The sequence below is a fragment of the Microbispora sp. ZYX-F-249 genome, assembly GCF_039649665.1.
Lineage (GTDB): Bacteria > Actinomycetota > Actinomycetes > Streptosporangiales > Streptosporangiaceae > Microbispora > Microbispora maris.
On sequence record NZ_JBDJAW010000007.1, the window covers coordinates 229,018 to 251,026 of the forward strand.

Consider the following 22,009-nt stretch of genomic DNA (forward strand, 5'->3'; position numbering starts at 1 on the left):
CGTCCAGACAAATCTCAACCGGTTTCATCCAGTCCGGAGCATCCGGATTCGTGGAACATAATTCTGGACATGACTACAGCTCTCGTGCTCGGCGGCGGAGGAGTCGCCGGCATCGCCTGGGAGGCGGGCATCGTCACCGGCCTGCGCCGCCTCGGCGTGGACCTGGGGACGGCGGACCGGATCATCGGCACCTCGGCCGGCTCGGTCGTCGGCACGCTCGTGGCCACGGGCGCCGACCTGGAGGAGGCCGTCGCCCACCAGGCGAAGGTGGACACCGGCCCGCCCCCGGCCGTCGACATGAACGAGGTCATGCAGGCGTTCGCCGTCATGTTCGACCCGAACCTCGACCGGCGGGAGGCCCGGCGCAGGGTCGGCCGGATGGCCCTGGCGGCGAAGGTGGACCACGCGGCGGAGCGGCTCGCCGCGGTCGGCGAGCGGCTGCCCGTGAAGGAGTGGCCCGAGCGCGAGCTGCTCATCACCAGCGTCGACGCGGCCACCGGCGAGTTCGTCGTGTGGGACCGGTCCTCGGGTGCGCCGCTCGTGCTCGCCGTCGCGTCGAGCTGCGCCGTGCCGATGGTCTTCCCGCCCGTGGAGATCAACGGGCGCAGATACGTGGACGGCGGGGTCCGCTCGGCGACCAACGCCGACCTCGCGGCCGGCGCCCGCGCCCTCGTGGTGCTCGAACCGCTCGGCAACCTGACCCCCCGGGCCGTGCTCGACGCCGAAATGGCGAAGGCCGGCGCGACCGCCTCGTACGTCGTCCACCCCGACACGGCGTCGGTCGCGGTGTTCGGCGAGAACGTCCTCGACCCCGGCCTGTGGGGACCGGCTTTCAAGGCGGGCCTCGACCAGGCCGCCGCCCTCGCCGAGCCGGTCGCCGCCGTCTGGTCCTGACCACGCGGACATCAGCGGGCGGACATCACCGGGCGGACATCAGCGGGCGGCCGGCGCGGGAACTCCTCGCGCCGGCCGCCCGAGGCCGTCATGCTGAGTCCGGTCTACCCGACGTCGGAAACCGCCTTGCTGACCGCGTTGGGGCCGTCGTACTGCCGGTCCGGAATGCGTTCCAGCGCGTCGATGACCTTGTCGTCCGCGCCGTGGTCGCGGGCCGTCTGGATCAGGTCCGACTTGCCGGCCGGGTAGTCGACGCCCTTCAGGTGCTTCTGCAGCTGGATCGGGTTCGGTGCGTCGGCCATGACGTGCCTCCCTCCGTCGATGTCCTCCTGCTCCTCCTCGCCTACCCGGTTCCTCCCGCACCACTCGGGGCTCCGCTCCGCGCCCCCGGCCGGACTTTGCGCGTTCCTCACCTGGGCTTTTGTCACGATTGGGTATACGGGTACCGCAGCGGTGAGACGGGGTGACGCGGGGGTAGCTGGCGTGGCGTGCCTGTTGCCCAATTGCTGGCCGCACAGGATCTGCGGCTCGACGTCAACGTCCTGGACTACGTGATCCTCGCCCTGTACTTCCTCGTGGTGCTGGGAATCGGCTTCGCCGCCAAGCGGGCCGTACGGACGAGTCTGGACTTCTTCCTCTCGGGCCGCGCACTCCCCGCCTGGATCACCGGCCTGGCCTTCATGTCCGCCAACCTCGGCGCCACCGAGATCCTCGGCATGGCCGCCAACGGCGCGCAGTACGGCGTGATGACCGTGCACTACTACTGGCTCGGCGCGGTCCCCGCCATGGTGTTCCTCGGCATCGTGATGATGCCCTTCTACTACCGGTCGAAGGTGCACAGCGTCCCAGAGTTCATGCGCCGCAGGTTCAACGGCGCGACCCAGCTGTTCAACGCCTCGACGTTCGCCCTCGCGCAGATCCTGATCTCCGGGATCAACCTGTACGCGCTGGCGCTCGTCATGGACGCGCTGCTCGGCTGGCCGCTGTGGCTGTCCATCCTCGTGTCGGCCGTGATCGTGCTCGCGTACATCACGCTCGGCGGACTGTCCTCGGCGATCTACAACGAGGTCATGCAGTTCTTCGTGATCGTCGCCGGGCTCGTGCCGATCGTCATCATCGGCCTGACCCGGGTCGGCGGTTTCTCCGGCCTCGGGGAGAAGGTCAAGCAGAGCGTGCTCGGCGAGGGAGGCCTGCACACCTGGGCGCACACCGCCGGCACCGACAACCCGCTCCAGGCCAACTGGATCGGCCTGGTCCTCGGGCTCGGTTTCGTGCTGTCCTTCGGCTACTGGACCACGAACTTCGCCGAGGTCCAGCGCGCGCTGTCGGCCCGCAACACCAACGCCGCCCGGCTGACCCCCATCGTCGCGGCCTACCCGAAGCTCGTCATCCCGATCGTGACCGTCATCCCCGGCCTCGTCGCGCTCGTGCTGTTCGGCGACCTCGGCAAGGACGGCGGGCCGACGTACAACGAGGCGATCCCGCTGCTGATGGACGAGTTCCTGCCGAACGGCGTGCTCGGCATCGCGGTGACCGGACTGCTCGCCTCGTTCATGGCCGGCATGGCCGCCAACATCAGCGGCTTCAACACGGTCTTCACCTACGACATCTGGAAGTCGCACATCAACGGCGATCACCCGGACGAGTGGTATGTGCGGCTCGGCCGGATCGCCACCATCGGCGGCGTCATCGGCGGCATCGGCGCGGCGTTCATCGCGGCCGGGTTCAGCAACATCATGAACTACCTCCAGAACATGCAATCACGCAACTCTTTTGCATAAGGTCTCCCAGGAGCGCCAGCACGAAGGGCAGGCAACCGCGAACCGGCATCTAGCAGGGCAATCACCCGGCGAGGCACGCCGACAGGGACACCGGGCATCTGATCGTCCAGGCCGTCACGAGCCAATTCGGCGAGGACTTTCACTACAGGGTCAAGGCGGCCCGCCACGGCGGGCCGCGCCGCCGCCCGCCACGCGGCCAGCGGGCCGGGCATGCGGCCTGGGGGCCGGTCCCGGCCCGCGCCGCAGCAGACGGCGGCACCCGCCAGACCGCAGGAGTACCCAAAGACTCCGTCACAAATGCGAGAGCAGAGAGCCGCTTCGCCTCATCAGCGAATAGCCCTCTGCTCTTTCACGAGGAGAATCGCGCTCGCGATATCCCTCCTAATGGCACTTGGGTTCTAGTAGATGGTCGCGGACTTTGCGGTAGCCAGTCCAGTCAGAGCGATTGTCGTGCCAGGCCCCCGCGTGCCCGTGCTGTGGGTCACGCCACCGTAGACCCAGGTACCCGACGCGGTGTAACTGCCCGTCCTGAAAGAGGAGCGATATGGCCAGCTCCCGGTGATCGTTCCAGGCGTTCCAAAGAATCCCTGATCCGCGTAGGGAGTCTGACCCGACTTCCAGCAAACGTCGCTGGACTGGCAGATGTTGTCATTGCTGATGGCGGGGCTTACAGGCGCTTCCACCTTCTTGATGCTGAGAACCCGACCTGTGGCGACGTCCATCGTGATGACCGTCTCCATGGCAGGCGACCCGGACGCCGAAGCGCTGGACGGTGCGGCGAGGGCCGCACACAAGCCCATTGCCACGACGGCGGGCAGGCGAAGGTGCTTGACTACGCGCGGAACACGCATCGATCCTCCCATTTGAGAGGGTTCTTGACATCAGAAGATCTATGCGCATTAACCCTAGTTGTCAAGAGATATGCGTTTCCCACCACCCGAATACCGGAAAAGTGTCACCCCGGTAGGATCCGGTGTAGTCGATGGAAGGCGGACGATTAGCAACGGATATAACGCTTCCCGTAGCCACGTCCACCGTGATATAGGTCTGACTGTGATCCCTCGGCAGGGCACGTACACCTGCCGAGGCACTGACCGGCGTGCCAACTATCGCGGACACGGCGATTGCCAGGAAGACGGTAATTCTTCTCTTGGCAGCTCCGGAGTTGACCACTGCTCTCCTCGCTTGTCGGTATCGATGACGACGTGACGCAAAGTGCGAGTAGCAGCGTAGCGAGAACCAGGGCACGAAGCTTGCGTATGCCGCTCCACCGCAGAGCTACAGCCCCGCTTTTCCTCCCGTCTCGCCGCTGATGTCGGCCCACTCCTCATCGGTGACCGGCGGCATGCCCAGCATCCCGGCCGCCGCGTTCACCCCGCTTCGCGTCAGCCGCCCGCGACTGTCGATCAGCCCTTGCGGGTGTGCCCGCTCCCGCGCCACGATCACGGCAAGGGTCTCCCGCGCCCGCACCACCGTGTCACGCATCGCTGCCAATTCCTCGCTCGTCAGCTCCGGCGCGTCATCGAAGCTGGGCATGCCGAAGAAGAACACCACGACCCCACACCTCCTGATATGCGGATCGCTTTCCGCCGCTCCGCCGCCGGCCGAACTCGCTTCGCTCGCCCTTCGGGTGCCCAAGGGCATTCCACCGGCCGCTCCGCTCACGCTTTGCTTGGGCCTCCCCCGGCCCCTGGGCGGCTGACCGTTCCAGCTCTGGCCCTGCGGGCGGCTCCCGGATGCTGAGGGTGTGGGAGCGGCAGGTCGTGGACGGGGGCACCACGACGGCCCTACAGGACAGGCCAGGCCGGACGATCAGGCACCGTCACGTCCGCCCAAGGGCACGGGGGAGGCAACCGGCACGGGACCGTGGCCGATCCCCGCACCGGGTTGTGCGCGCGGCGGCGCGGGATGAGCAGGACACCAACCTGTGCCCACCCGGATGGGTCACAGGACCCTTCACCGCGTCGCCGCGCAGCTTCAAGGGGAGCCGGTCAGCCGCCAGGACCACCCGGCGTGGCAGGCTCACCCGTCCCGGTCGGCGTGGCGTCGCCGATCACATCGAACGCACCCGCCCTGACCGCCTTAACGAACAGATCCCACGTGTGCTCGCTGGTCACCAGGAACGGGGAAGAGGTGACGATCCCGGCGTTCCACAGGTCGCCGATCGTGACCGTGATCTCCTCGTCCTCCCGCTGCGGAACGAACCGGCCCGCCTTCACCGCGCCGACGAAACGGGACCACCGGCCGAGACTGAGACGGACGAACCCGTGCGAGGCGTCGATCGGATCACGCACGTACACCACCTGTCCGCGCGCCTGATACTCCACCTCCAGGCCCTCATACACCCCTACGCCAGCAGGGCCGTTCACGGTCACGAGTCGTCCCCCCTCGCTGCCGAGGCATTCGCCCTCGCCCGGCTCCCGGCCCGGCCGACCCTCGCCACGGTCAACGCCTCCCGGCGCACCTGACGCACCCGGCCGCCGACCCGCCGTGCCGCCGTCTCCACCGCCGAGGCAGGACACGAGGTGTAGACGCGGCGCCCTTCCGGCGACATCTGTCCCGTCCACCATCGGAAGCGCCAGCCCTGCGAACCGTCCTCCACCCAGACGTTCACCCGCCCGGCCGCCGTCACCAGCGCCAGCCCGAACCCCGCACCGACCGTTGCCGAAATCCCGGCATGGCTCAGCTCCTCGCGTAACCGGCCCGCCAGCACCGCAGCAGGAGACGCCGGGGAGCCCTCAGCGGGAGCCGGGACGGCGGCAGGGGCGACCTTTGCGGACGTGTCCTCATTCACCGCTTGACCCCCACCCCGCCGAAGCACGGCACATCCGGGTCCAGCCGCGTGGATAGGACCAGCTCATCCGGCCGCCACCGCCGCACGTTCACCAGGCCCGGCGGCACCAGCTCCAGCCCATCGAAGAACCGCGCCACCTCATCGAAGGTTCGGGGCACCACCGGAGCGTTCGCCCGGTCATACGGCTTGGCCGCCGTCGCCAGCTCCGGGCGATGCTCGATATGCGAGACCACCAGGAACGACCCCGGAGCCATCGCATCCACCAGCGCCCGCACCGCCCCATAGGGGTCCTCATGGTCGGGAACGAAGTGCAGCACCGCCACCAGCAGCACCGCCACCGGCCGCGACAGGTCCAACAGGGAGCGCACCTCCGGATCGGTCAGGATGTCACCCGGCTTGCGCACATCCCCGAGAACGACCCTCGTCCGCTCGTCCGTCGCCAGCAGCGCCCGCGCATGCGACAGCACCACCGGATCGTTATCGACGTACACCACCCGAGCGGCGGCATTGGCGCGCTGGGCAACCTGATGAACGTTGTCCCGTGTCGGCAGGCCTGCCCCGATGTCGAGGAACTGACCGATCCCCGCCTCACCAGCGAGGAACCGCACCACCCGGCCGAGAAACGCGCGATTTCCCCGCGCGACCTCCCGCGTGACCGGGGCAGCCGCGATAACCCGTTCGGCCGCCTCCCGATCAGCGGCGAAGTTGTCCTTACCGCCGAGGTAGTAGTCATACATCCGCGCCACGTTCGGCGTACGGATGTCGATGCCGGCGATCCCCCCACCAGGTAGCGCCTGTGATGCCAGGTTTCGGCCGGTCGTCATTCTGCTCCCCCCTGTTGCCTCGGTCGTGACGCTTTTCGGTACGCCCCAATGTGCGGGACGTAGCGCCGCCACTCCACCCAGTCAGCAAGTGAAGAGTTCCGACAGAAACTCCCTGTCTCACAGGGAGTTATCGCGCTATCGTCGTGATCAGTAACCCCAGCCAGCAGAAGGATCGTCGATGACCAAGCAATCAGCAGGAGGCAAGGCCCGTAGCATCCGCCAAGAGCAACTTACGCTGACCGAATCCCTGAGACGGGATGGCAAAACGTGGCAAGAGATCGCGCACGTCGTCATGCACACATACGGTGTCAACGCTCGCGTCGCCTTCCGATTGGCGCACGGCTGGACACAATCCCAGGCAGCCGAGGAGTGGACACGCCTCTGGCCCACCGACCCCAAGACCTTCAAGAACTTCTCATATTGGGAGCAATGGCCGGGCAAGAGCGGCTATACGCCATCCCTTGACGTGCTTACGAAGCTCGCGCAACTCTATCAATGCCACGTCGCCGACCTGCTGATTGACTGCCAAGATTTCCGCAAACTTGACCCCGCACATAATTCCCAGGAATACCAGGATGCAATACCTCGTCTTCTTATTCCAGCACAGCATCACGGAAATTTACCTTCGAAAGGCGAAAATTCAATGGAAGCCGCAGATCTGATCAATTATGTACGGGACGCAGATATTCAGAATCTCGCGCGATCGGTAGCGGCATGGAGCAACAAATTCGAATCCGAAGAGACTCGCCGTTCCGTACTGTTAAAGCTTAGTGCCGGTCTATCGCTCGCGGCCGCCAATCCCATAATCACGCTGTTGGACGAGGGAACTTCTTCCAATCCTGCCGCAATCGACCTATCCGGGATCTGGCTCAGTACCTACACCTACTACAGCTCAGGACGAAGGCGCGAGTACAGCGAGAATCACTATGTAGTGATCAGGCATCACAACGACAACATGGACGGCCAAAGCCTCGCAAATAAGGCAGAGTCCGACCTGAGGCTCCGTTTAACAACGGCAGGGCTTGTTGTCACAGGAACGTGGACGGAGCGCACATCGCCCAACGGTTATTACAGGGGAGCAAGCTACCACGGCACGATCCAGATGCTTGCCAGTCCAACAGGAGACAGTATGAGCGGCAAATGGGTGGGCTTCAGCAAGAACTTTAGTATAAATAGCGGAAACTGGGAGCTACAGCTCGTAGATAAATCAACTTCCAAGCGCACGCAGCAGCAATATCACCTGAAAGTGTAGCGTCAAATCGGCCCCGTGATGACCGCGACGATCGTAGTCCCAGGCTCAAATATCCGCCGCTCCACTAAATCAAAAATGCCGTACATCATCTTCCCGACGTAGAGCCAGTCCAGGCATAGCCCATGTCGCTCTTCGAAGTCTTTGATGAACAACCAGAGTTCCGGCTTCGTCTTCGCGTATCCGCCGAAGTGATAATCTAGGTTGATTCGCCATCTGCCTTGTGGGCCACCGTAAGCGCCTTCTTGCAGATGCAGTACATCATTGTTCAGCCAGTCGGCTCCCTTGAGCACTGCAAACCCGATTGCTTCCTGCTTGCCACGAAGGCCAGCGGCGATACCTGCGAGCGTGCCACCCGTCCCACAGGGGCAGCAGATGAAATCAAAGTCTTGTGTTATCTCGTTGGGGATCTCGGCGCATCCCTGCAATGCAAGCTCGTTACTTCCGCCCTCGGGAATGAGATAGAAGTCCCCAAATCGCTCACGGAGAGACTCTATCACCTCGCTCTCATTTTTCCTTCGGTACGTCTGACGGTCCATGTAGTCCAAGAGCATTCCGTGTTCAACCGCATAGGCTAGCAGGGGGTTTAGGGGGAGATGCTTCTCGCCTCGAATGATCCCGACGGTTTGCAATCCAAAGAAGAAGCCTGCCGCAGCCGTCGCTCGGATGTGATTGGAGTAAGCACCACCGAACGTCAGTAGCTGTTTATAACCGCGCCGCCGGGCGGCTTGTATGTTGTACTTCAGCTTCCGCCATTTATTGCCGGAGATATCCGGATTGATAAGATCATCGCGCTTCAGTAATAGGCGCACTCCTCGCGCTTCAAGGCGAGAATCCATCAGCTCCTCTACCGGCGAAGGCAGCCGAAACAGCGAGCCGATATTCTCGGCCCCGTCCGGCCAATCAGTCGTGTCGCCGCTCATAATGGTCACAATAATGCGCGCTCCGGGTGCTGGGCAGCCCCGTCCCGTCTGTCTTCCACAGGGGAGTCGAGCCGGACGGGACGCTCGCTGTGTGCCGATCCGGTGCATCAGCGCAAAGGATCTCTCCGTAGCCCTGCACCCGCCGCCCGATTGTCCGGGGCGAGCGGAACCTGTCAAGCACGGCCGTGTACGCCGGACAACCGCCCACGCTGGAAGGTCACCGGCTGAGGGACGCATCAAGCCGTGCTTGACAGAACCCGCCCGCAGTCCCGGAGGGGGCAGCTAGCGGGAGCAGGGAGAAGACCGGCGCGAGCGCGGACACCGTGCCCGCCGTGGTGCCGCCGGCCCAACCGCTTCGCGGCCCCTTCGGGGTGCTTTCGCATTGCGCCGACCGCACCACTCCCGCACGCGCATTACCCCCGATCAGGCCGACTCTTTCCGCTCCTGTTCACGAGCGATCCGGCGCGCGGTGGCGATGCGTTGCCGGATCACCTCAGCCCAGAAATGCTCACCGTCCCGGTAGCCGCTCCCGGCATAGCGCCACTGGCCGACCGTCACCGTTTCCCGCTCACCGGGCGCAGGCAGGCCCCGGCGCTCCCGAGCACGCTCAGCCTGATGATCGGCCCGCACCTGACGTAGCGCGCCGAGCGTGGTCGAGTAGTGGCGGCTCTTGGTCGAGAAGTGGCCCCGGTATCCGAGCATGTGCGCCCACTGCCGCAGCGGGACCAGCCGATACTCCGGACGGTCCCCCAAGACGAAGCACGTGTAGATCATGCGCCGGGCATGCTCGGTCACATCGAGATAGGCAACGTCGCGCATCTGCCGAATGGGCCGGTCCACCGTCCCGGCTGACTCGGCCCCCTTGGTCGCGTACTTGGCGATGTAGGCCGCCACCCGCTGATCCGCGATCCCTTCCGGCGAGGTCGCGACGTAGATGGGGTCCACGTCGAGCTGCGTCCCCCACCGGCCGACGAACGACGGGTCATCCTTCGGCACGGGAACCGCCACTCCCGCCGCCGCTTCCCGTACGGCCGCCGTGAGAACGGGGACGGTCGCCCAGTCCGGCGGAGGAGCCGAAGGCCCGTCCGGTCCGTCGAGGCGGATCACGGCGTGGAAGTGGACCAGGCCCCGCGCCTGATACTCGGCCACCTTCGCGTACGACAGCCGTAGCCGCCGCCGAAGCTCGGCCCGCGAGACGCCCAGATGCCGGGCGAAGGTCGCCGGGAGTGCCTGCGTGAAGCGCCGCCACAGCTCACCGGCGTGCGCGTTCCACAGCACCGCGCCAACGTAGTCATAGCAGTCCACGCAGATCGGTTGCCCGACCTGGGGATCGTCCTCACCGTGCCGCACGCCGCAACCTTTCGGCCTGCCGTGCTCGCACACCGGATTGTCCCGCCGAGGACGGCACGGCAACACCGTCTCCCCCTTCACACGGCGCGCGTGCACCGCACCGAACGAGGGGGCCGTGAACGTGGCGAACACGCGGGGATGGGCACTCACGTCCTCGGGCACGCCCTTGCCGCCGCGCAGGCCAGACAGGATCAGGTGATAGGTGTCGTCCCGATAGACCTCCGAGCAGGCCGGGCACCGCGACGCGCGCCGGTTGCCACACGCCGTCAGCAGATACCCGGTCGGCTCGTCGGCCGTCCGGTAGACATCCAGCACCTCCAACCCTGAGTCGAAGGTGATCCGGCGACCTTGAAGCCGGATAGGTTGAGCACAGCCGCCCGTCGCCCGCACCATCTCTTGCCACCGGGCGAAGTCGGGCATGGCGGCGCGCCGGGCAGCGGCGAGGACATCGGGAGAGAAGCCGGGGAGGTCGCTCACGCGGCATCCCTCCCGCCCTCGGGCGAGGGTCCAGAGGTGACGGGAGACGACTCAAGGTCTATCTCCACGTCGAGGATGGCGGCGACGCGCCGCCATTTGTCGGGCGACCACTCGGGCAGTTGAGCGGCCTTTCGCCTGCCCCACTCCTGGGCAAGCTTGAGGTGTGGCACCAGTTCCTCGGGTACCAGCGAGGGCTCCTTTCGCCGAAGGGAGCCACCCCGCACGAGAAGGCGAAAGCACCAGCGCCGAGCATGCCGAAGACCCGACATGATGCGGTGATGGTGCTTTCAGCGAGAGATTATTTGGAGTGTTTGTTTTTTTATGCGCGACTTTTTATAGACCGGTTGGCGTGCCCATTTTTTGGCCTACCGCTGGGCCGGGTCCCTCCAGCGGAACGGCAACCATGAATTTTTTGTTTTGTGTGCCCGGTGTTTGATTCGCGCCTGTACGTGTCGCGTGCCGGTTTCTCGCTGTCCTGTCGTTCGTGGTCGGTGGCTTTGGACACCTCTAGATCTACCACGCTGAGAACGAGCAAGACCAGCTCAAGGTTCCCGAACGAGGACGTTCCGTCAGCGTCCGTAGGCGTCCAGGAGCGTCCGTTGACGTCCGTAGAAGTCCGCGAATTCAGGGCCAAAAGTTAGAGAGCCGTCACCGCAAGGTAAGGGCAACGGCTCTCACGTGAACCGAGGACGTCTCAGACGTCCTCGCGGCCGATCGGTTCGAGGAGATCGGGGTTGAACGGTGCGCGGCCTGTCCTGCCACTCGGATGGACGATCACCGCGACCAGGGCCTCCCGTACGTACATACGCTTGCGCGACAGAGGTAGACCACCCTCCTCTTCCGGCAGGTACCAGCGCTTACGAAGATCGTCCACGTCGATCTCCGACCGAGCCCGCTCGACTTTCGCGGCACCCTCATACTTGTTCTTCTCGGCACGCAATTCAGCCAGGTCCCTTTCGAGATCGGGAAGCAGTCGATAGAACAGTTCGGCCGATATCCTCTTGGGCTTTGCCATGAACGCCGCTATGTGCTCGTCGAGGGCGGCTTGCGCCTCTTCGAGTTCCGCTTGACGAGGCCACTCGGCCGATGGAACGCGCTTGCGCATCTGCGCCTCTTCGAGCTTCGCCAGCACCATTTCGGAGACGTACAGGTCAACGAGATCCCCGCGCCGTGACAGGCCACCACACCCGCCCGCGCTACGGGCCGGGCAGAGGTAGACGTGGTGACCGAGTTCCGGGCGTTGCGCGACCCGTAGTTTCGTGTTGCAGATCCCGCCGTTCTCGGTCGGACGTCCGCAGCGAAGAATCCCGGTGAGCAAGTACCGATGTTCGCGATAGTCGGGAGGCAGCACTTCACCGGCCGTGCCGTCCTTGCTGACGCTGCGTCCTTTGCGCGTGGCGAAGATCGCTTGCACGCTGACCCACTCGTCCGGCGTGAGAATGGCTTCCCACTTGCCGACCACAGGGTCACCGTTCTCGTCTCTGACCAGCTCGTCACCGAGCTTGCGCCACCCGCACAGCCGAGGGTTCGAGAGAGTGCCCTTGAGAACCCGCGTCTGCCATTCTCCCCCGCGTGGAGTCCGGACGCCCTTGCTCGACCACTCGTTGACGATGGAGCGCAGCGAGCGCCCCGCGATGAAGTCACGCGCCGCCTGCTGGAGTAGCGGAGCCTCCACCGGGTCGAGGGACACGCGATCAGCCTGCCAGCCGAAGGGCCGATGCCCGCCCACCGGGATACCTTCCTCAGCTCGCCGGCGATGCGCCCGCCGTACGCGGCGCTGCATCTTCCGCACCTCCATCTTGGAGATGACCGCACCGAACAGGCCCATGCTCTCGACGTCTTCGCTGTACAGGTTCTTGGTCTGCTTGGCGTCAGCGAACACAAACCCGTCGTTGTACGTGAACGCCTCTACGAAGCGCTCGTAGTCGCCAGGCCGACGAGTCAAGCGGTCATCGGCCACGACCACGACCCCGCGAACCGGCGTACCGTCATCGAGCTTGCCCGCCCGGAGCGCCTTCAACATGGCCTCGAAATCGTCGCGCACGACATCGGCTTTGGCAGCAGACTTGTCGTTGTCCGTGAACTCATGCACGACGGTCCAGCCATGCCGGGCAGCCGTCTCCCGGTTGACCTTGTGCTGGTCCCGTACGCCGTGCTCGTCTCTCTTCGTGTCCGCCGAGATACGGGCGTAGGACACGACGGGGATCGAGTCCGCGAGCCTGAGCATGTGATCTCCTGGGGGAAAGAAGAACGTCGTCTAGGACTGTTCTACCTGCAGTCGCTGTTCTCGTTCTTCAACGCGCCGCTGTTCGCGACGTTCATCATCGGCCTGTTCTGGAAGCGGATGACCCCGTGGGCCGGCTTCTGGGGCCTGCTGAGCGGCACGGTGTGCGCCTTCGGCTCGTACATGCTCTACAAGGCGGGCGTGTTCGACTTCGGCACCGAGCTGAACGCGAGCTTCTGGGGCGCGGGCATCGCCTTCGCGGTCGACGCGATCGTCTCGGTCGTGGTCACGCTCGTCACCACTCCCAAGCCGGAAACCGAGCTGCGCGGGCTCGTCTACGGCCTGAGCGACGCGTCCGTCGCCGACGACGCGCTGTCGGGCGACCACGCCTGGTACCGCTCCCCCATGATCCTCGGCGCCGGGGCGGTCGTCCTCGCCGCGGCGTTCTACCTGCCCTTCCTGTAGGAGGTTTCCATGGCCGCCCCGCAACGGCTCTTCGACATCCGCCGCGTGATCGGCGGTCTGTTCCTGGTCTACGGCCTGATCCTCACCGTCACCGGGCTGTTCGACAGCGCCCAGGAGGTGCAGAAGGCGGAGGGCATCCGCATAAACCTGTGGACGGGCATCGCGATGCTGGTCGTCGGCGCCGCGTTCCTGCTCTGGGAGCGCCTGCGCCCGTCCGACGCCCCCGCCCCCTCCGACGAGGAGGAATGACCCCTTTCCCGGCCGCGGTCACCGGCGCACCCCGGCCGGTTCCTGTCCGCCGACCTCGCCTAGCTCGACCAGGTCCGCGCGCTGGCCGCCCGCATCGCCGGCGAGCACTCCGCGTCGGGGGAACCGCTGACGGTGCTGGTCAACAACGTCGGGGCGATGTTCGCCGAGCGCGCCGACCTGGGCGGCGTCGAGGCGTCGTTCGTCGTCAACCACCTCTCGCCGTACCTGCCGACCGAACTGCTGCTGCCCACACTCACCGCCGGGGCGCCGAGCAGGATCGTGAACGTGACCTCGGGCGCGGTCGTCTCCGCCAAGCGGGTGTTCGACGCCGTCGAGCCGCCGGGCGGCTACTACGGCTTCCACTGGTACGGCCGCGCCAAGCTCGCCAACCTCGCCTACACGCTCGACCTGGCGAGGCGGCTGAACGGCACGGGCGTGTCGGTCTTCGCCGCCGACCCCGGAGGCGCCGCGACCGACATGACCGACGGCACCATGTCCGGCCCGAAGATCGTCTCTCCCGCCCTGCGGCTGCTGTGGCCGCTGGTGGGCCGCAAGTTCGCACGCTCCACCTCCGGTCCGGCGTCCGCGGCGGCCAGGCCCTCGATCATCGCCGCCACCGACGACGCGCTGACCGGCCGGACCGGCCTCGTCATCGGGCCCCGGCACACCCCGTCGCGCCGTTCCGTGCGGCGACCGACCCCCGCATCGCCGAGGCCGTACGCCTGCTCAGCGAGACGCACGCACCTGTGGGCGCATGACCACACGCGGTGCGTCCCCAGCCGCCCGACGGCCAGGCCTCCCGGGAACGCCCGCATATGATCGGACGACGAGCCCGTGAACCGAGACGAGCGACCCGGATTCTTCCCACATGACGAGCACACAGCTGCGCAAAGACGCCGCCCGCAACTGGGAGCGGATCGTCGCCATCGCCCGTGACCTGGTCGACCAGGGCACGCCATTGCAGCTCAACGACATCGCACGCCGGGCAGGTCTCGGCGTCGCCACGGTCTACCGGCACTTCGCCACCCCCGAGGCACTTCTGGAGACCGTCGCCGCTCGCTGTCTGGAAGCCCTGGTCGCGCATGGCGAGCGGGCTTTGGCCGACACCGACCCCCGGCGAGCGCTGGAGGGCGTCCTGTACCGCCTCGTCGAAGCACAGGTCACCGACGCCGCCCTGCCCCCGATCGCCGCGGCGGCCACGGACGCCCTGCCACGCACCACGGAACTCGAGCGGTCACTGGCGTCCACCGGCACCACGCTGCTCGAGCGGGCCCGCCAGGCCGGAGCCATCCGCGCCGACCTCACCGCCGCCGACCTCGTCCCGCTCATGTGCGGCATCGCCCACGCCGTCACCGTCCACGGCGGCGCCCCCCGCCGAACGGGCCGACACCGCCCGCCGTTACCTCGCCACCCTGCTCGAAGGCATGCGCCCCACCCCGGCCTGAGCGTCCCCACCGGCAGGCGCGAGGGCCGGAACCCGTGACATGCAGCCGTGCGGACGCGTGCTTGGTGCGTGCCCGCCGAGCGCGGACGGGTCAGCGCGGGGGCGCGCCCTGTTTGCGGCCGGTCCCGTGATCGGGGGCTCTGGAAGCCCCTTCCTTGGTGACCACGGCGGGCGGGACCAGCACCGCCGGGATCGAGACCGTCGTCCCGTTGGACACGACGGCCGTTCCGTACACGGTCCTGCCGCCCGCGACCTCGACCGCCAGCCTGGCGGCGGCGGACGCCTCGGCCGCGACGTCGGGGCGCACGGTCACCGTTCGCGTACCGGTGCCGCGCCGGCCGTCATAACCGATCAGCGGCACCCCGCCCATTCCCGCCTTCGCCATCTCCGCCGCGACGGCCTGCGCCGCCGCTCCGCTCGCGCAGCACACGCCCGCCACCTTCGCGGGCCCGCCGAGCGCGGCGACGGCCGCCACCACCTCTCGTACGGCCTCCTCCGGCCGTGCCACATCCCGCTCCCAGCCGATCGTCACCCGGCCGTCGAGCACGGCGTGCAGGCCCCTTTTCACCGCCGCGGCGTACGGATCCGAACCGGTCCCGTTGAGGACAAGCACCGGACCCGCCACCTTCATGGCACGGAGCAGGGCCAGCGCCTGCTCCCGCCCGACGCGTGCCGGGTCCGTCGCCACGTAGGCGTCCACGGGCCCGTTGGCCAGCCGGCCGTACGCGATGACCTTCGCCCCGGAGAGCTTGGCCCGGGCCACCCAGGGGGCGGCTGTCCGGGGATCCACCGCGCCGAGGACCAGCACCCGCACCCCGTCGGCCAGCATCCGGCCGATCTGCCGTCCCTGCCGGGCCCGATCGCCCCCGGCGTTCGCGTACTGGACGTGGCAGCGCGGGCAGAGCGAGGCCAGGGCCCGGGTGAACAGAGCCCGGTCAGGTCCCTCGCCTGGAAGCAGCAGGCCGACGGTGAAGCCCTCCCGCACCTCGCCGACCGCTCCGAGCTCCGCTCCCCGCTCCTGCCCGCCCGGGCCGCAGGCGGGAAGGGACATCAGGAGCAGCACGCAGACGCCCGCCAGTCGTCTCCCCACGGGGCACCCCCAGGTTCGTTGCGGAGCCACGTTTCGCAGAGCCGTCTTGTGGAGCGGTATCGCCTCACCAGTCACATACCCCGACATATGCCGCATAACTCTCAGAAGGTCAGCCCCAGGCTCAGTGTGGACGATCACCGGCACGGTGATCGGGAGGGATTACGCCCAGGGCCGAAGGCCGCCGATCCCCGATCCCCTCAGCCGCTAAGTTGTGAGAGACTCCACCATTGCGGGGCGGTAGCTCAGCCGGTCAGAGCATCGGACTCATAATCCGTGGGTCGTGGGTTCAAGTCCCACCCGCCCTACCACGTACGACCAGCCATCCGCGGTCTCACCGGCGGTTTCGTGGTCGATCACGCTTGTCCGGACATCCAGCCGACAGCCGCCGGGAGCAGCAGGGCCTCTTTTCCAGGTAGGCCCGGCTCCCACCCGCCATCGACGCGGAGACAAGCCAGGCCGGCCAGGCCCGCTTCCTCCTGCGGCGGGTCGACGGCGACTACGGAACCTCGTCCTTCTTCCACGGGCTGACGCCGAGCTCCCCTGTTGTGCCGAGGTCGAGCTCCGGCGTCACCATCACGGGAGGAGCACCGGCCTTGGCGGTGACCCTGACGTACGGCAGGTTCACGGGCGTGCCGGCAGTGACGGTGTTGCGCCACATCAGGCCGGCGGACGCGCTCTGGCCCGGCTGCAGGGTCACCGGCCGTGGCGGGTCGTCGAAGCCGGTGACGATGGAGCCGCCGCCGTGCAGGACCTCGACGCTGGTGACGGGCTTTCTGTCCTCGTCGAGGAGCTGGAGCTGCGGGTAGCCGTCGAGGCGGTAGTCGCGGGTCGAGCAGTTCTCCAGGCGGAGTCCCACGACGCGGAGCCCCAGGGCGGCGTCAGCGTTGCCTAATGAGATGCGAATGCCGGAGGGCGGGCAGGGACCTGCCGGGGCCGGCGCCTCGTCCGCCGGGACGCTCCTGACCTTGGCGATTCGAACGCCCACCGCAGTGGACTCCTGCGAAGGAAGGTTCCCCATGTCGACTGTGCGCTGCACAGTCTGACCGGGTTCGACCGCCGGAACCGTCTGTGTCGTACCTGCCAGCACCTCACCGGAATGTGACATGAATTCGAAGCCGATGGTGAACGTGAAGGGTTCGGTTTCGTGATTGGTGACTTGGAACTCGGCGGAGAACGGGAGGTCGCAGTTGCGGGACCGTCCGATCACGCCGGTTATCGTGACGCCGTCCTTCTCCAGCTCCTCGGAGCCCCCGGGAAGCATCGAAGTGCCGGACGTAGGTGGCGTGCCTGTGGACGGGACCCCGCATGAGGGGTCGCCGCGCCGGTCGGCCGAGCCGGACCCCTGGATGGGCTGCGAACCGTCGCGCCGTGCTGCGACCGTCTCCGATCCGCAGGCCGGGAGGAGCAGGACACCGGCGAGCACGACCGGAAGGCTGCGGGGAATGGTACGCATTCGAGCGTGACGCATAGCGATCTCAGGCTACAGCGAGGGGAAACAGGCCGCCGAGGCCCCTCACGGCGTCATGCTTTGTCCGCTGAGCACATGACTGCCCGTGGCAGAACCCGCGGGAGTCACCCCGGGGTCCTGATTAGGGTGTGAATCATGGGCGTCGACGTGGTGCTGATGAGGGTGGAGCAACGCGGAACCAGCCCGAAGCGCAGGACGCTCGCTCCCGTCGCCGTCGCACCGGACCCCGAGGAGGTCTTCGTGCGTCTCGTCGCCCGGGTACGCGGGCGCGGCACGCATCCGATGCTGGAACGCGTCGACCCGTACGGCAGCCTGATCCTTTCGCCGGCCGAGATGCCGCAGTTCCTCCGCCCGCGGTGACGACGGCCGGGAGTTCCCATGGGGCGACGAGTACCGCACGGGCCTGGCCAATCTGGTGGACTTGGGCATCGGCACCACCACGCCGGTCGGTTCGTTCCCCGAAGGTGCCAGCCCTTTCGGGGTGCTGGACATGGCGGGGCAACGCCGATGAGTGGACTTCCACCCTCTATGCCCCTTACCCGGGCGCCCCCATCGAGGTGCCGAGCAAGGAGCACTGGGCCTTCGACCCGCATGTCACCCGGGGCCGCGCATTCCGCCACGACCGGGACCTGGCCCGGTGCGCCCGCCGGCACGGCGCCTACGAGCAGGACCTCACGGCGATTGGCATGGGCTTTCGTCCGGCGGCATCAATCAAGTGAAGGACGGCCCAGGACCGCCTTCCGTGAGCGGTGTGTCTGCCGCCGGGGTCGGGTGACATCGGCCGCGATCTGGCCAAGTAGTGGAGCCCGATCCCCAGACCTGTGGTGAGCAGGACAAGCCCGAAGACGATCACGACGATGATCGCCGGCCATCGGAAGCCGCCCGGAAGGTGCAGTGCAAGGAACCACGAGCGGTTTACCTCCCCGGTGGAGAGCGTGATCGCGGGTACCACGCCCTGCGCCACCGGGGGCACCCAGCACAGCGTCAGGAGCGGCGGAGGGTCTCACGCGGTGCGCTCCGCCACGGTCGAGGGGGCGGCGGCCGAGGGGGTGAGGACCTTGCGGGTGACGCGTTCGGCGATGGCGGCGACCAGGGTCCGGGGGCGGCGGGGGGTCAGATGCGCGGTGAGGGCGTTGCCGATTCCGGGGGCGACGTAGCCGCGGTCTCGCTCCAGCGCGCGCAGCGCGGCGCGGACGACGGGTTCGGGGGTGGTCATGGAGCCGGTGACGGCCGCGTTGCGGGTGCCGATGGTGTCGAAGAAGGCGGTCTCGACCGGGCCGGGACACAGGGTGAGCACGCGGATGCCGCGCCGGCGGTACTCCTGTCGCAGGGCGAGGCCGAAGTTCAGCACGAAGGTCTTGGCCGCGCCGTAGACGGCGAAGTACGGGGAGGGCTGGAAGGCGGCGTTGGAGGCGACGTTGACGATCGCGCCGCGGCCACGCTCCAGCATGCCGGGCAGCACTTCGTGGGTGAGGTCGACGAGTGCGACGACGTTGACCATCAGCTGGTCGTGGTCGCGGGCTGTGGGGATCTCCTCGAAACGGCCACAGGTGCCGAATCCGGCGTTGTTGACCAGGAGGTCGACGTTCAGACCGCGGATGGTCAACTGGTCGGCGATGCGGCGGGCGGCGTCCGGCTCGGCGAGGTCCTGCACCAGCACGTGGGCGCGGACGCCGTGATCGGCGGTCAGGCGCTGGGCGAGGGCGGTGAGCCGGTCGCCGGATCGCGCCACCAGGATCACGTCGTGTCCCCGGGCGGCGAGCTGGGCGGCGAATTCCGCGCCGAGGCCGGACGACGCTCCGGTGATGAGGGCGGTGTTGTGCACGTGGATCTCCTTGATCGTGGCATCCGAGTCGATGGCAACTGAACTGAGTATGTGTCAGTAATGCTAGAAACTGCAACACAAGTGACGCAAATAGGAGTGCGACGGCATCATCCAAGTAGTGTGTTACTGGTAAGCGGCCGGACAGGAGGCGTGATGGGTGGGACGGCAGCACGACCGTTGCGGGCGGACGCGGAACGCAGCGTCCGCGTGATCCTGGAGGCGGCAGAGCGGCTGCTCGCCGAAGAGCCGGGCGCCTCGATGGAGCAGATCGCCGCAGCCGCGGGAGTGGCCCGCACGACCATTCACCGGCGGTTTGCCAGTCGGCAGGCGCTGATCGAGGCACTGGCCTCGTCCGCGGCCCGCCAGCTCGCCCAGGCGGTCGACGACGGCCGGCCGGAGACCGCGCCGCCGCTGGTGGCGATGCACAGGATCACCGCCAACGTGCTCGAGGTGAAGAGCGCCTGGGCGTTCGCGTTGGGGCTGCCGGCAGACCCCGGCAGCGAGGCCGCCGTCCTCCACGAGGACATCGCCCGCAGTTGCACCGCCGTGCTGAGGCGGGCCCAAGCCGACAAGCTCATCGACGAAGCCGCCGACCTCGACTGGGTGCGCCGGGTCTACTACGCGCTCATCGGGGAATCCCTGCACGGCAACGCGGACGGCGCCGACCCGGACGCCCTCGCCGCCCGTATCGTCGACACCCTGCTGCACGGCGCCGGCCCACGCGCCTGAGCCGAGAGCTGCGGCACCGGACGTTCCCGTCCGGCTCGGCGACGAGGTGGCCGAGCGCGGCTGCGGCAGGGTTCGCTTGGGGCAGCGGTCTCGCTCCTCGTCAGGAAACCCCTACGGCGCCATCCGCGGGCACGGGCTTGGCGAGGAAGGCCGTCGTGCCGTCGGACGACTCCGTGCGGTAGCCCTGGGCGTGGTAGAGGCGGATGTTGTGCCGGCTCCGGGCACCGGTGGACAGCGCGATCCGGCGGCATCCGGCGTCGGCCGCGGCCTCGGCCTCGCGCAGTAGCCAGCGCCCCACACCCTGGCCGCGCAGGTCGGGGACGACGCCGAGGCGACCCACGTGCCAGTCGTCGTCCACGCGGCGTGCGCGCACCATGCCCAGGAGCCGGCCGTCCCGCCACAGGCCGATGGCCTGCCATGTGGCCAGCCATGCGCGCACCTGCTCCAGCGACTCCTCCAGAGCGGAGATGGCCAGGGTGTCGTTGGCCTGCGCCTCCTCCACCCAGCAGCAACGCTGGAGCACCAGAACCTCCGCAGCGTCGTCCGGGGTCAGCGCTCTCACGTACGACCCCGGCACCGGCACCTCCCCCGGACCCGAGCGGGCCCGCTCGCGCATCGGCCGCAGAGCGTGGGCGAGGCGGACGAGCTCGTCCAGCACCCCGATGGCGGCCTGCACACGGCCGGCGTCCGGACGGATGCGCCCGCAGTCCACCGCGTCGGCGATGCGCAGGGCGACCGTGGCACCCAGCGGCACCAGCCGCAGCGTGCTCACCACCTGCTTGGCATGCTGCACCGACCGGGTGCCCGCCGAGGTGTTGCCGTAGCTGACGAACCCCATCGGCTTCCACGCCCATTCCCGGCCCAGGTAGTCGAGGGCGTTCTTGAACGCCGCCGGCATGCCGTAGTTGTACTCGGGAGTGACCGCGATGAAGCCGTCCGCCGCGTCCACCATCGCGCTCCACCGCTTGGTGTGCTCATGCCGGTAGACGCCGGAGGCCGGCTCGTCCTCCTCGTCGAGGAACGGCAGCGCGAGGTCGCCGAGGGACACCGGCAGCAGTTCCACACCCAGTTCCGCGGCCCGCGGCGCGATCGCGCCGATCAGCCACTGGCCCACCACCGGGCCGAGAGCGCCGGGACGAGTGCTACACACGAGGACAAGGACCCGCACAGGTTTCGTTGACATGGAAACAAACGTAGCTGGTAACTTGTTTACATGTCAAAGACCTGGACCAACGAGACGGTGCGCTGGCTCGACGCGGACGAGGAACGCGCCTGGCGCGCCCTGCGCCGCATGATGATCACGATCCAGTCGCGCACCGCGCACGACCTGGCCGCGATCGGCCTGTCCGACCCCGACTACGAGGTGCTCAGCACGCTCTCCGAGCGCCCGGGCCACGCCAGCACGCTGCGCGAGCAGGCCGCCAAGATGGGCTGGTCACGCAGCCGCCTGTCGCGGCACGCCAGCCGCATGGAGACCCGCGGTCTCGTGCGACGTGAGCCCGACCCGGAAGACGGCCGGGGCTGTTATCTCGTCCTCACCGAGCACGGCCTGGAAACGCTCGAGGACGCCGCCCCGGTCCACCTGGAATCGGTGCGCCGCCACGTCATCGACCGGCTCTCGCCCGCAGACCTGTCCGCCCTGGAAAGCATCGCCCGCAAATTGGAAGAACCCGCATGAGCAACATCGGAAACCGGGGCCGCACCAGTGGACCCCCGGCGTCGAGCCATGGGGACACGGCCGCGTGACGCGGGGTGCACGGCCGGACCGCGAGGGGCGAAGCGACCTGTTCGAGCATCAGCGCGACCGGTTCCGGCGGGATGGGGGGTGATCCGCGTCGTAGCGTCCGCGCGCTGCTTGCCGACCGCGTGATCACCGACAGGACCATCGGCGCGCGAAGCGGACCGGTCGTCGGGGCGGGATTCGCCGGAGCGGTAGGGGCTGTGGAAGACGCCGATCGGCCGGTAGGGTCGTCCGCGTGGATCTTGACGACATCGCCGCCCGGCTCGGGGTATCCGTCGAGAACGTCGACCGTGTGCACGGGCTCGCGGGCGACCTGCCGTCGGCTCCGCTGCCCGCCAAGGCCGACGCGCCCGCGATCCTCGCCCGGCTCGCGGTGCGGCCGGACGATGCCGCCGAGATCATGGCGGGCTGGCCCGACCCCGGCTCTCCACTGTGGACTGCGGAGCTGCGCTGGCTGCTCGACCGCTCGATCGCCCTGGTCC

General features: G+C 67.7%; 22 protein-coding genes, 1 tRNA gene and 1 pseudogene. 12 read left to right on the plus strand and 12 right to left on the minus strand.

What is annotated here, in order from left to right; all coding sequences use genetic code 11:
• The first annotated feature begins 69 nt into the window (after positions 1–69).
• Positions 70–894 carry a patatin-like phospholipase family protein gene (locus AAH991_RS12000; RefSeq protein WP_346225849.1) on the plus strand — a complete coding sequence of 275 codons (825 nt, stop codon included), beginning with the start codon at positions 70–72 and terminating at the stop codon, positions 892–894.
• Between the two features lie 104 nt (positions 895–998).
• On the opposite strand, the gene AAH991_RS12005 is transcribed toward AAH991_RS12000, so the two are convergent.
• Positions 999–1,196, minus strand: coding sequence for a DUF2795 domain-containing protein (locus AAH991_RS12005; protein WP_346225850.1), 198 nt, complete (start codon positions 1,194–1,196; stop codon positions 999–1,001).
• A gap of 186 nt (positions 1,197–1,382) precedes the next feature.
• On the opposite strand from AAH991_RS12005, the gene AAH991_RS12010 reads away from it, so the two are divergent.
• On the plus strand, positions 1,383–2,675 hold the full coding sequence (locus AAH991_RS12010; RefSeq protein ID WP_346225851.1) for a sodium:solute symporter family protein: 1,293 nt from the start codon (positions 1,383–1,385) through the stop codon (positions 2,673–2,675).
• Between the two features lie 1,278 nt (positions 2,676–3,953).
• Here the strand turns inward: AAH991_RS12010 and AAH991_RS12015 are convergent.
• The 4 genes from AAH991_RS12015 to AAH991_RS12030 all read right to left on the minus strand — a co-directional run bounded on the left by AAH991_RS12015 (position 3,954) and on the right by AAH991_RS12030 (position 6,293).
• Complete coding sequence (locus AAH991_RS12015; protein ID WP_346225852.1) at positions 3,954–4,229, minus strand: thioredoxin domain-containing protein; 276 nt, start codon at positions 4,227–4,229, stop codon at positions 3,954–3,956.
• A 437-nt stretch (positions 4,230–4,666) separates the two neighbouring features.
• The gene (locus AAH991_RS12020) at positions 4,667–4,969 is read right to left on the minus strand and encodes a hypothetical protein (RefSeq protein ID WP_346225853.1); all 303 of its coding nucleotides are present in this window, start codon (positions 4,967–4,969) and stop codon (positions 4,667–4,669) included.
• Between the two features lie 77 nt (positions 4,970–5,046).
• The gene (locus AAH991_RS12025) at positions 5,047–5,469 is read right to left on the minus strand and encodes a hypothetical protein (protein ID WP_346225854.1); all 423 of its coding nucleotides are present in this window, start codon (positions 5,467–5,469) and stop codon (positions 5,047–5,049) included.
• On the minus strand, positions 5,466–6,293 hold the full coding sequence (locus tag AAH991_RS12030) for an SAM-dependent methyltransferase (RefSeq protein WP_346225855.1): 828 nt from the start codon (positions 6,291–6,293) through the stop codon (positions 5,466–5,468). The genes AAH991_RS12025 and AAH991_RS12030 overlap by 4 nt, the downstream gene beginning before the upstream one ends.
• A gap of 178 nt (positions 6,294–6,471) precedes the next feature.
• On the opposite strand from AAH991_RS12030, the gene AAH991_RS12035 reads away from it, so the two are divergent.
• On the plus strand, positions 6,472–7,545 hold the full coding sequence (locus tag AAH991_RS12035; RefSeq protein ID WP_346225856.1) for a hypothetical protein: 1,074 nt from the start codon (positions 6,472–6,474) through the stop codon (positions 7,543–7,545).
• Positions 7,546–7,547: 2 nt separating this feature from the next.
• On the opposite strand, the gene AAH991_RS12040 is transcribed toward AAH991_RS12035, so the two are convergent.
• The 3 genes from AAH991_RS12040 to AAH991_RS12050 all read right to left on the minus strand — a co-directional run bounded on the left by AAH991_RS12040 (position 7,548) and on the right by AAH991_RS12050 (position 12,519).
• The gene (locus tag AAH991_RS12040; RefSeq protein WP_346225857.1) at positions 7,548–8,465 is read right to left on the minus strand and encodes a 1-aminocyclopropane-1-carboxylate deaminase/D-cysteine desulfhydrase; all 918 of its coding nucleotides are present in this window, start codon (positions 8,463–8,465) and stop codon (positions 7,548–7,550) included.
• A gap of 423 nt (positions 8,466–8,888) precedes the next feature.
• The gene (locus AAH991_RS12045) at positions 8,889–10,235 is read right to left on the minus strand and encodes a replication initiator (protein ID WP_346225858.1); all 1,347 of its coding nucleotides are present in this window, start codon (positions 10,233–10,235) and stop codon (positions 8,889–8,891) included.
• A gap of 751 nt (positions 10,236–10,986) precedes the next feature.
• Positions 10,987–12,519: a recombinase family protein gene (locus AAH991_RS12050; RefSeq protein ID WP_346225859.1), complete on the minus strand. Its 1,533-nt coding sequence runs from the start codon at positions 12,517–12,519 to the stop codon at positions 10,987–10,989.
• Here AAH991_RS12050 and AAH991_RS12055 point away from each other — a divergent pair, their 5' ends adjacent.
• From AAH991_RS12055 to AAH991_RS12070, 4 genes are all read left to right on the plus strand, one after another.
• Complete coding sequence (locus tag AAH991_RS12055; protein ID WP_346225860.1) at positions 12,520–12,981, plus strand: hypothetical protein; 462 nt, start codon at positions 12,520–12,522, stop codon at positions 12,979–12,981.
• 9 nt (positions 12,982–12,990) lie between these two features.
• Entirely contained in the window at positions 12,991–13,230 is a 240-nt protein-coding gene (locus AAH991_RS12060; RefSeq protein WP_346225861.1) for a hypothetical protein, read from the plus strand.
• A gap of 81 nt (positions 13,231–13,311) precedes the next feature.
• A complete protein-coding gene (locus tag AAH991_RS12065; protein WP_346225874.1) occupies positions 13,312–14,049 on the plus strand; it encodes an SDR family NAD(P)-dependent oxidoreductase in 738 nt (245 codons plus the stop codon).
• A gap of 49 nt (positions 14,050–14,098) precedes the next feature.
• On the plus strand, positions 14,099–14,713 hold the full coding sequence (locus tag AAH991_RS12070; protein WP_346225862.1) for a TetR/AcrR family transcriptional regulator: 615 nt from the start codon (positions 14,099–14,101) through the stop codon (positions 14,711–14,713).
• Between the two features lie 52 nt (positions 14,714–14,765).
• Here the strand turns inward: AAH991_RS12070 and AAH991_RS12075 are convergent, their stop codons facing one another.
• Entirely contained in the window at positions 14,766–15,764 is a 999-nt protein-coding gene (locus AAH991_RS12075) for a substrate-binding domain-containing protein (RefSeq protein WP_346225863.1), read from the minus strand.
• Between the two features lie 231 nt (positions 15,765–15,995).
• Here AAH991_RS12075 and AAH991_RS12080 point away from each other — a divergent pair.
• Positions 15,996–16,072, plus strand: a tRNA-Ile gene (locus AAH991_RS12080).
• A 188-nt stretch (positions 16,073–16,260) separates the two neighbouring features.
• Here AAH991_RS12080 and AAH991_RS12085 read toward each other — a convergent pair.
• Entirely contained in the window at positions 16,261–16,749 is a 489-nt protein-coding gene (locus AAH991_RS12085; protein ID WP_346225864.1) for a DUF4232 domain-containing protein, read from the minus strand.
• 618 nt (positions 16,750–17,367) lie between these two features.
• Here AAH991_RS12085 and AAH991_RS12090 point away from each other — a divergent pair.
• The gene (locus tag AAH991_RS12090) at positions 17,368–17,592 is read left to right on the plus strand and encodes a hypothetical protein (RefSeq protein WP_346225865.1); all 225 of its coding nucleotides are present in this window, start codon (positions 17,368–17,370) and stop codon (positions 17,590–17,592) included.
• Between the two features lie 643 nt (positions 17,593–18,235).
• On the opposite strand, the gene AAH991_RS12100 is transcribed toward AAH991_RS12090, so the two are convergent.
• On the minus strand, positions 18,236–19,057 hold the full coding sequence (locus tag AAH991_RS12100) for an SDR family NAD(P)-dependent oxidoreductase (protein WP_346225866.1): 822 nt from the start codon (positions 19,055–19,057) through the stop codon (positions 18,236–18,238).
• Positions 19,058–19,210: 153 nt separating this feature from the next.
• On the opposite strand from AAH991_RS12100, the gene AAH991_RS12105 reads away from it, so the two are divergent.
• The gene (locus AAH991_RS12105; RefSeq protein ID WP_346225867.1) at positions 19,211–19,786 is read left to right on the plus strand and encodes a TetR/AcrR family transcriptional regulator; all 576 of its coding nucleotides are present in this window, start codon (positions 19,211–19,213) and stop codon (positions 19,784–19,786) included.
• A 100-nt stretch (positions 19,787–19,886) separates the two neighbouring features.
• On the opposite strand, the gene AAH991_RS12110 is transcribed toward AAH991_RS12105, so the two are convergent.
• Positions 19,887–20,969, minus strand: a complete 1,083-nt coding sequence (locus AAH991_RS12110) for a GNAT family N-acetyltransferase (RefSeq protein WP_346225868.1) — start codon at positions 20,967–20,969, stop codon at positions 19,887–19,889.
• A 30-nt stretch (positions 20,970–20,999) separates the two neighbouring features.
• On the opposite strand from AAH991_RS12110, the gene AAH991_RS12115 reads away from it, so the two are divergent.
• Complete coding sequence (locus AAH991_RS12115; protein ID WP_346225869.1) at positions 21,000–21,464, plus strand: MarR family winged helix-turn-helix transcriptional regulator; 465 nt, start codon at positions 21,000–21,002, stop codon at positions 21,462–21,464.
• Between the two features lie 298 nt (positions 21,465–21,762).
• Positions 21,763–22,009, plus strand: a pseudogene (locus tag AAH991_RS12120) (hypothetical protein); the annotation flags it as partial.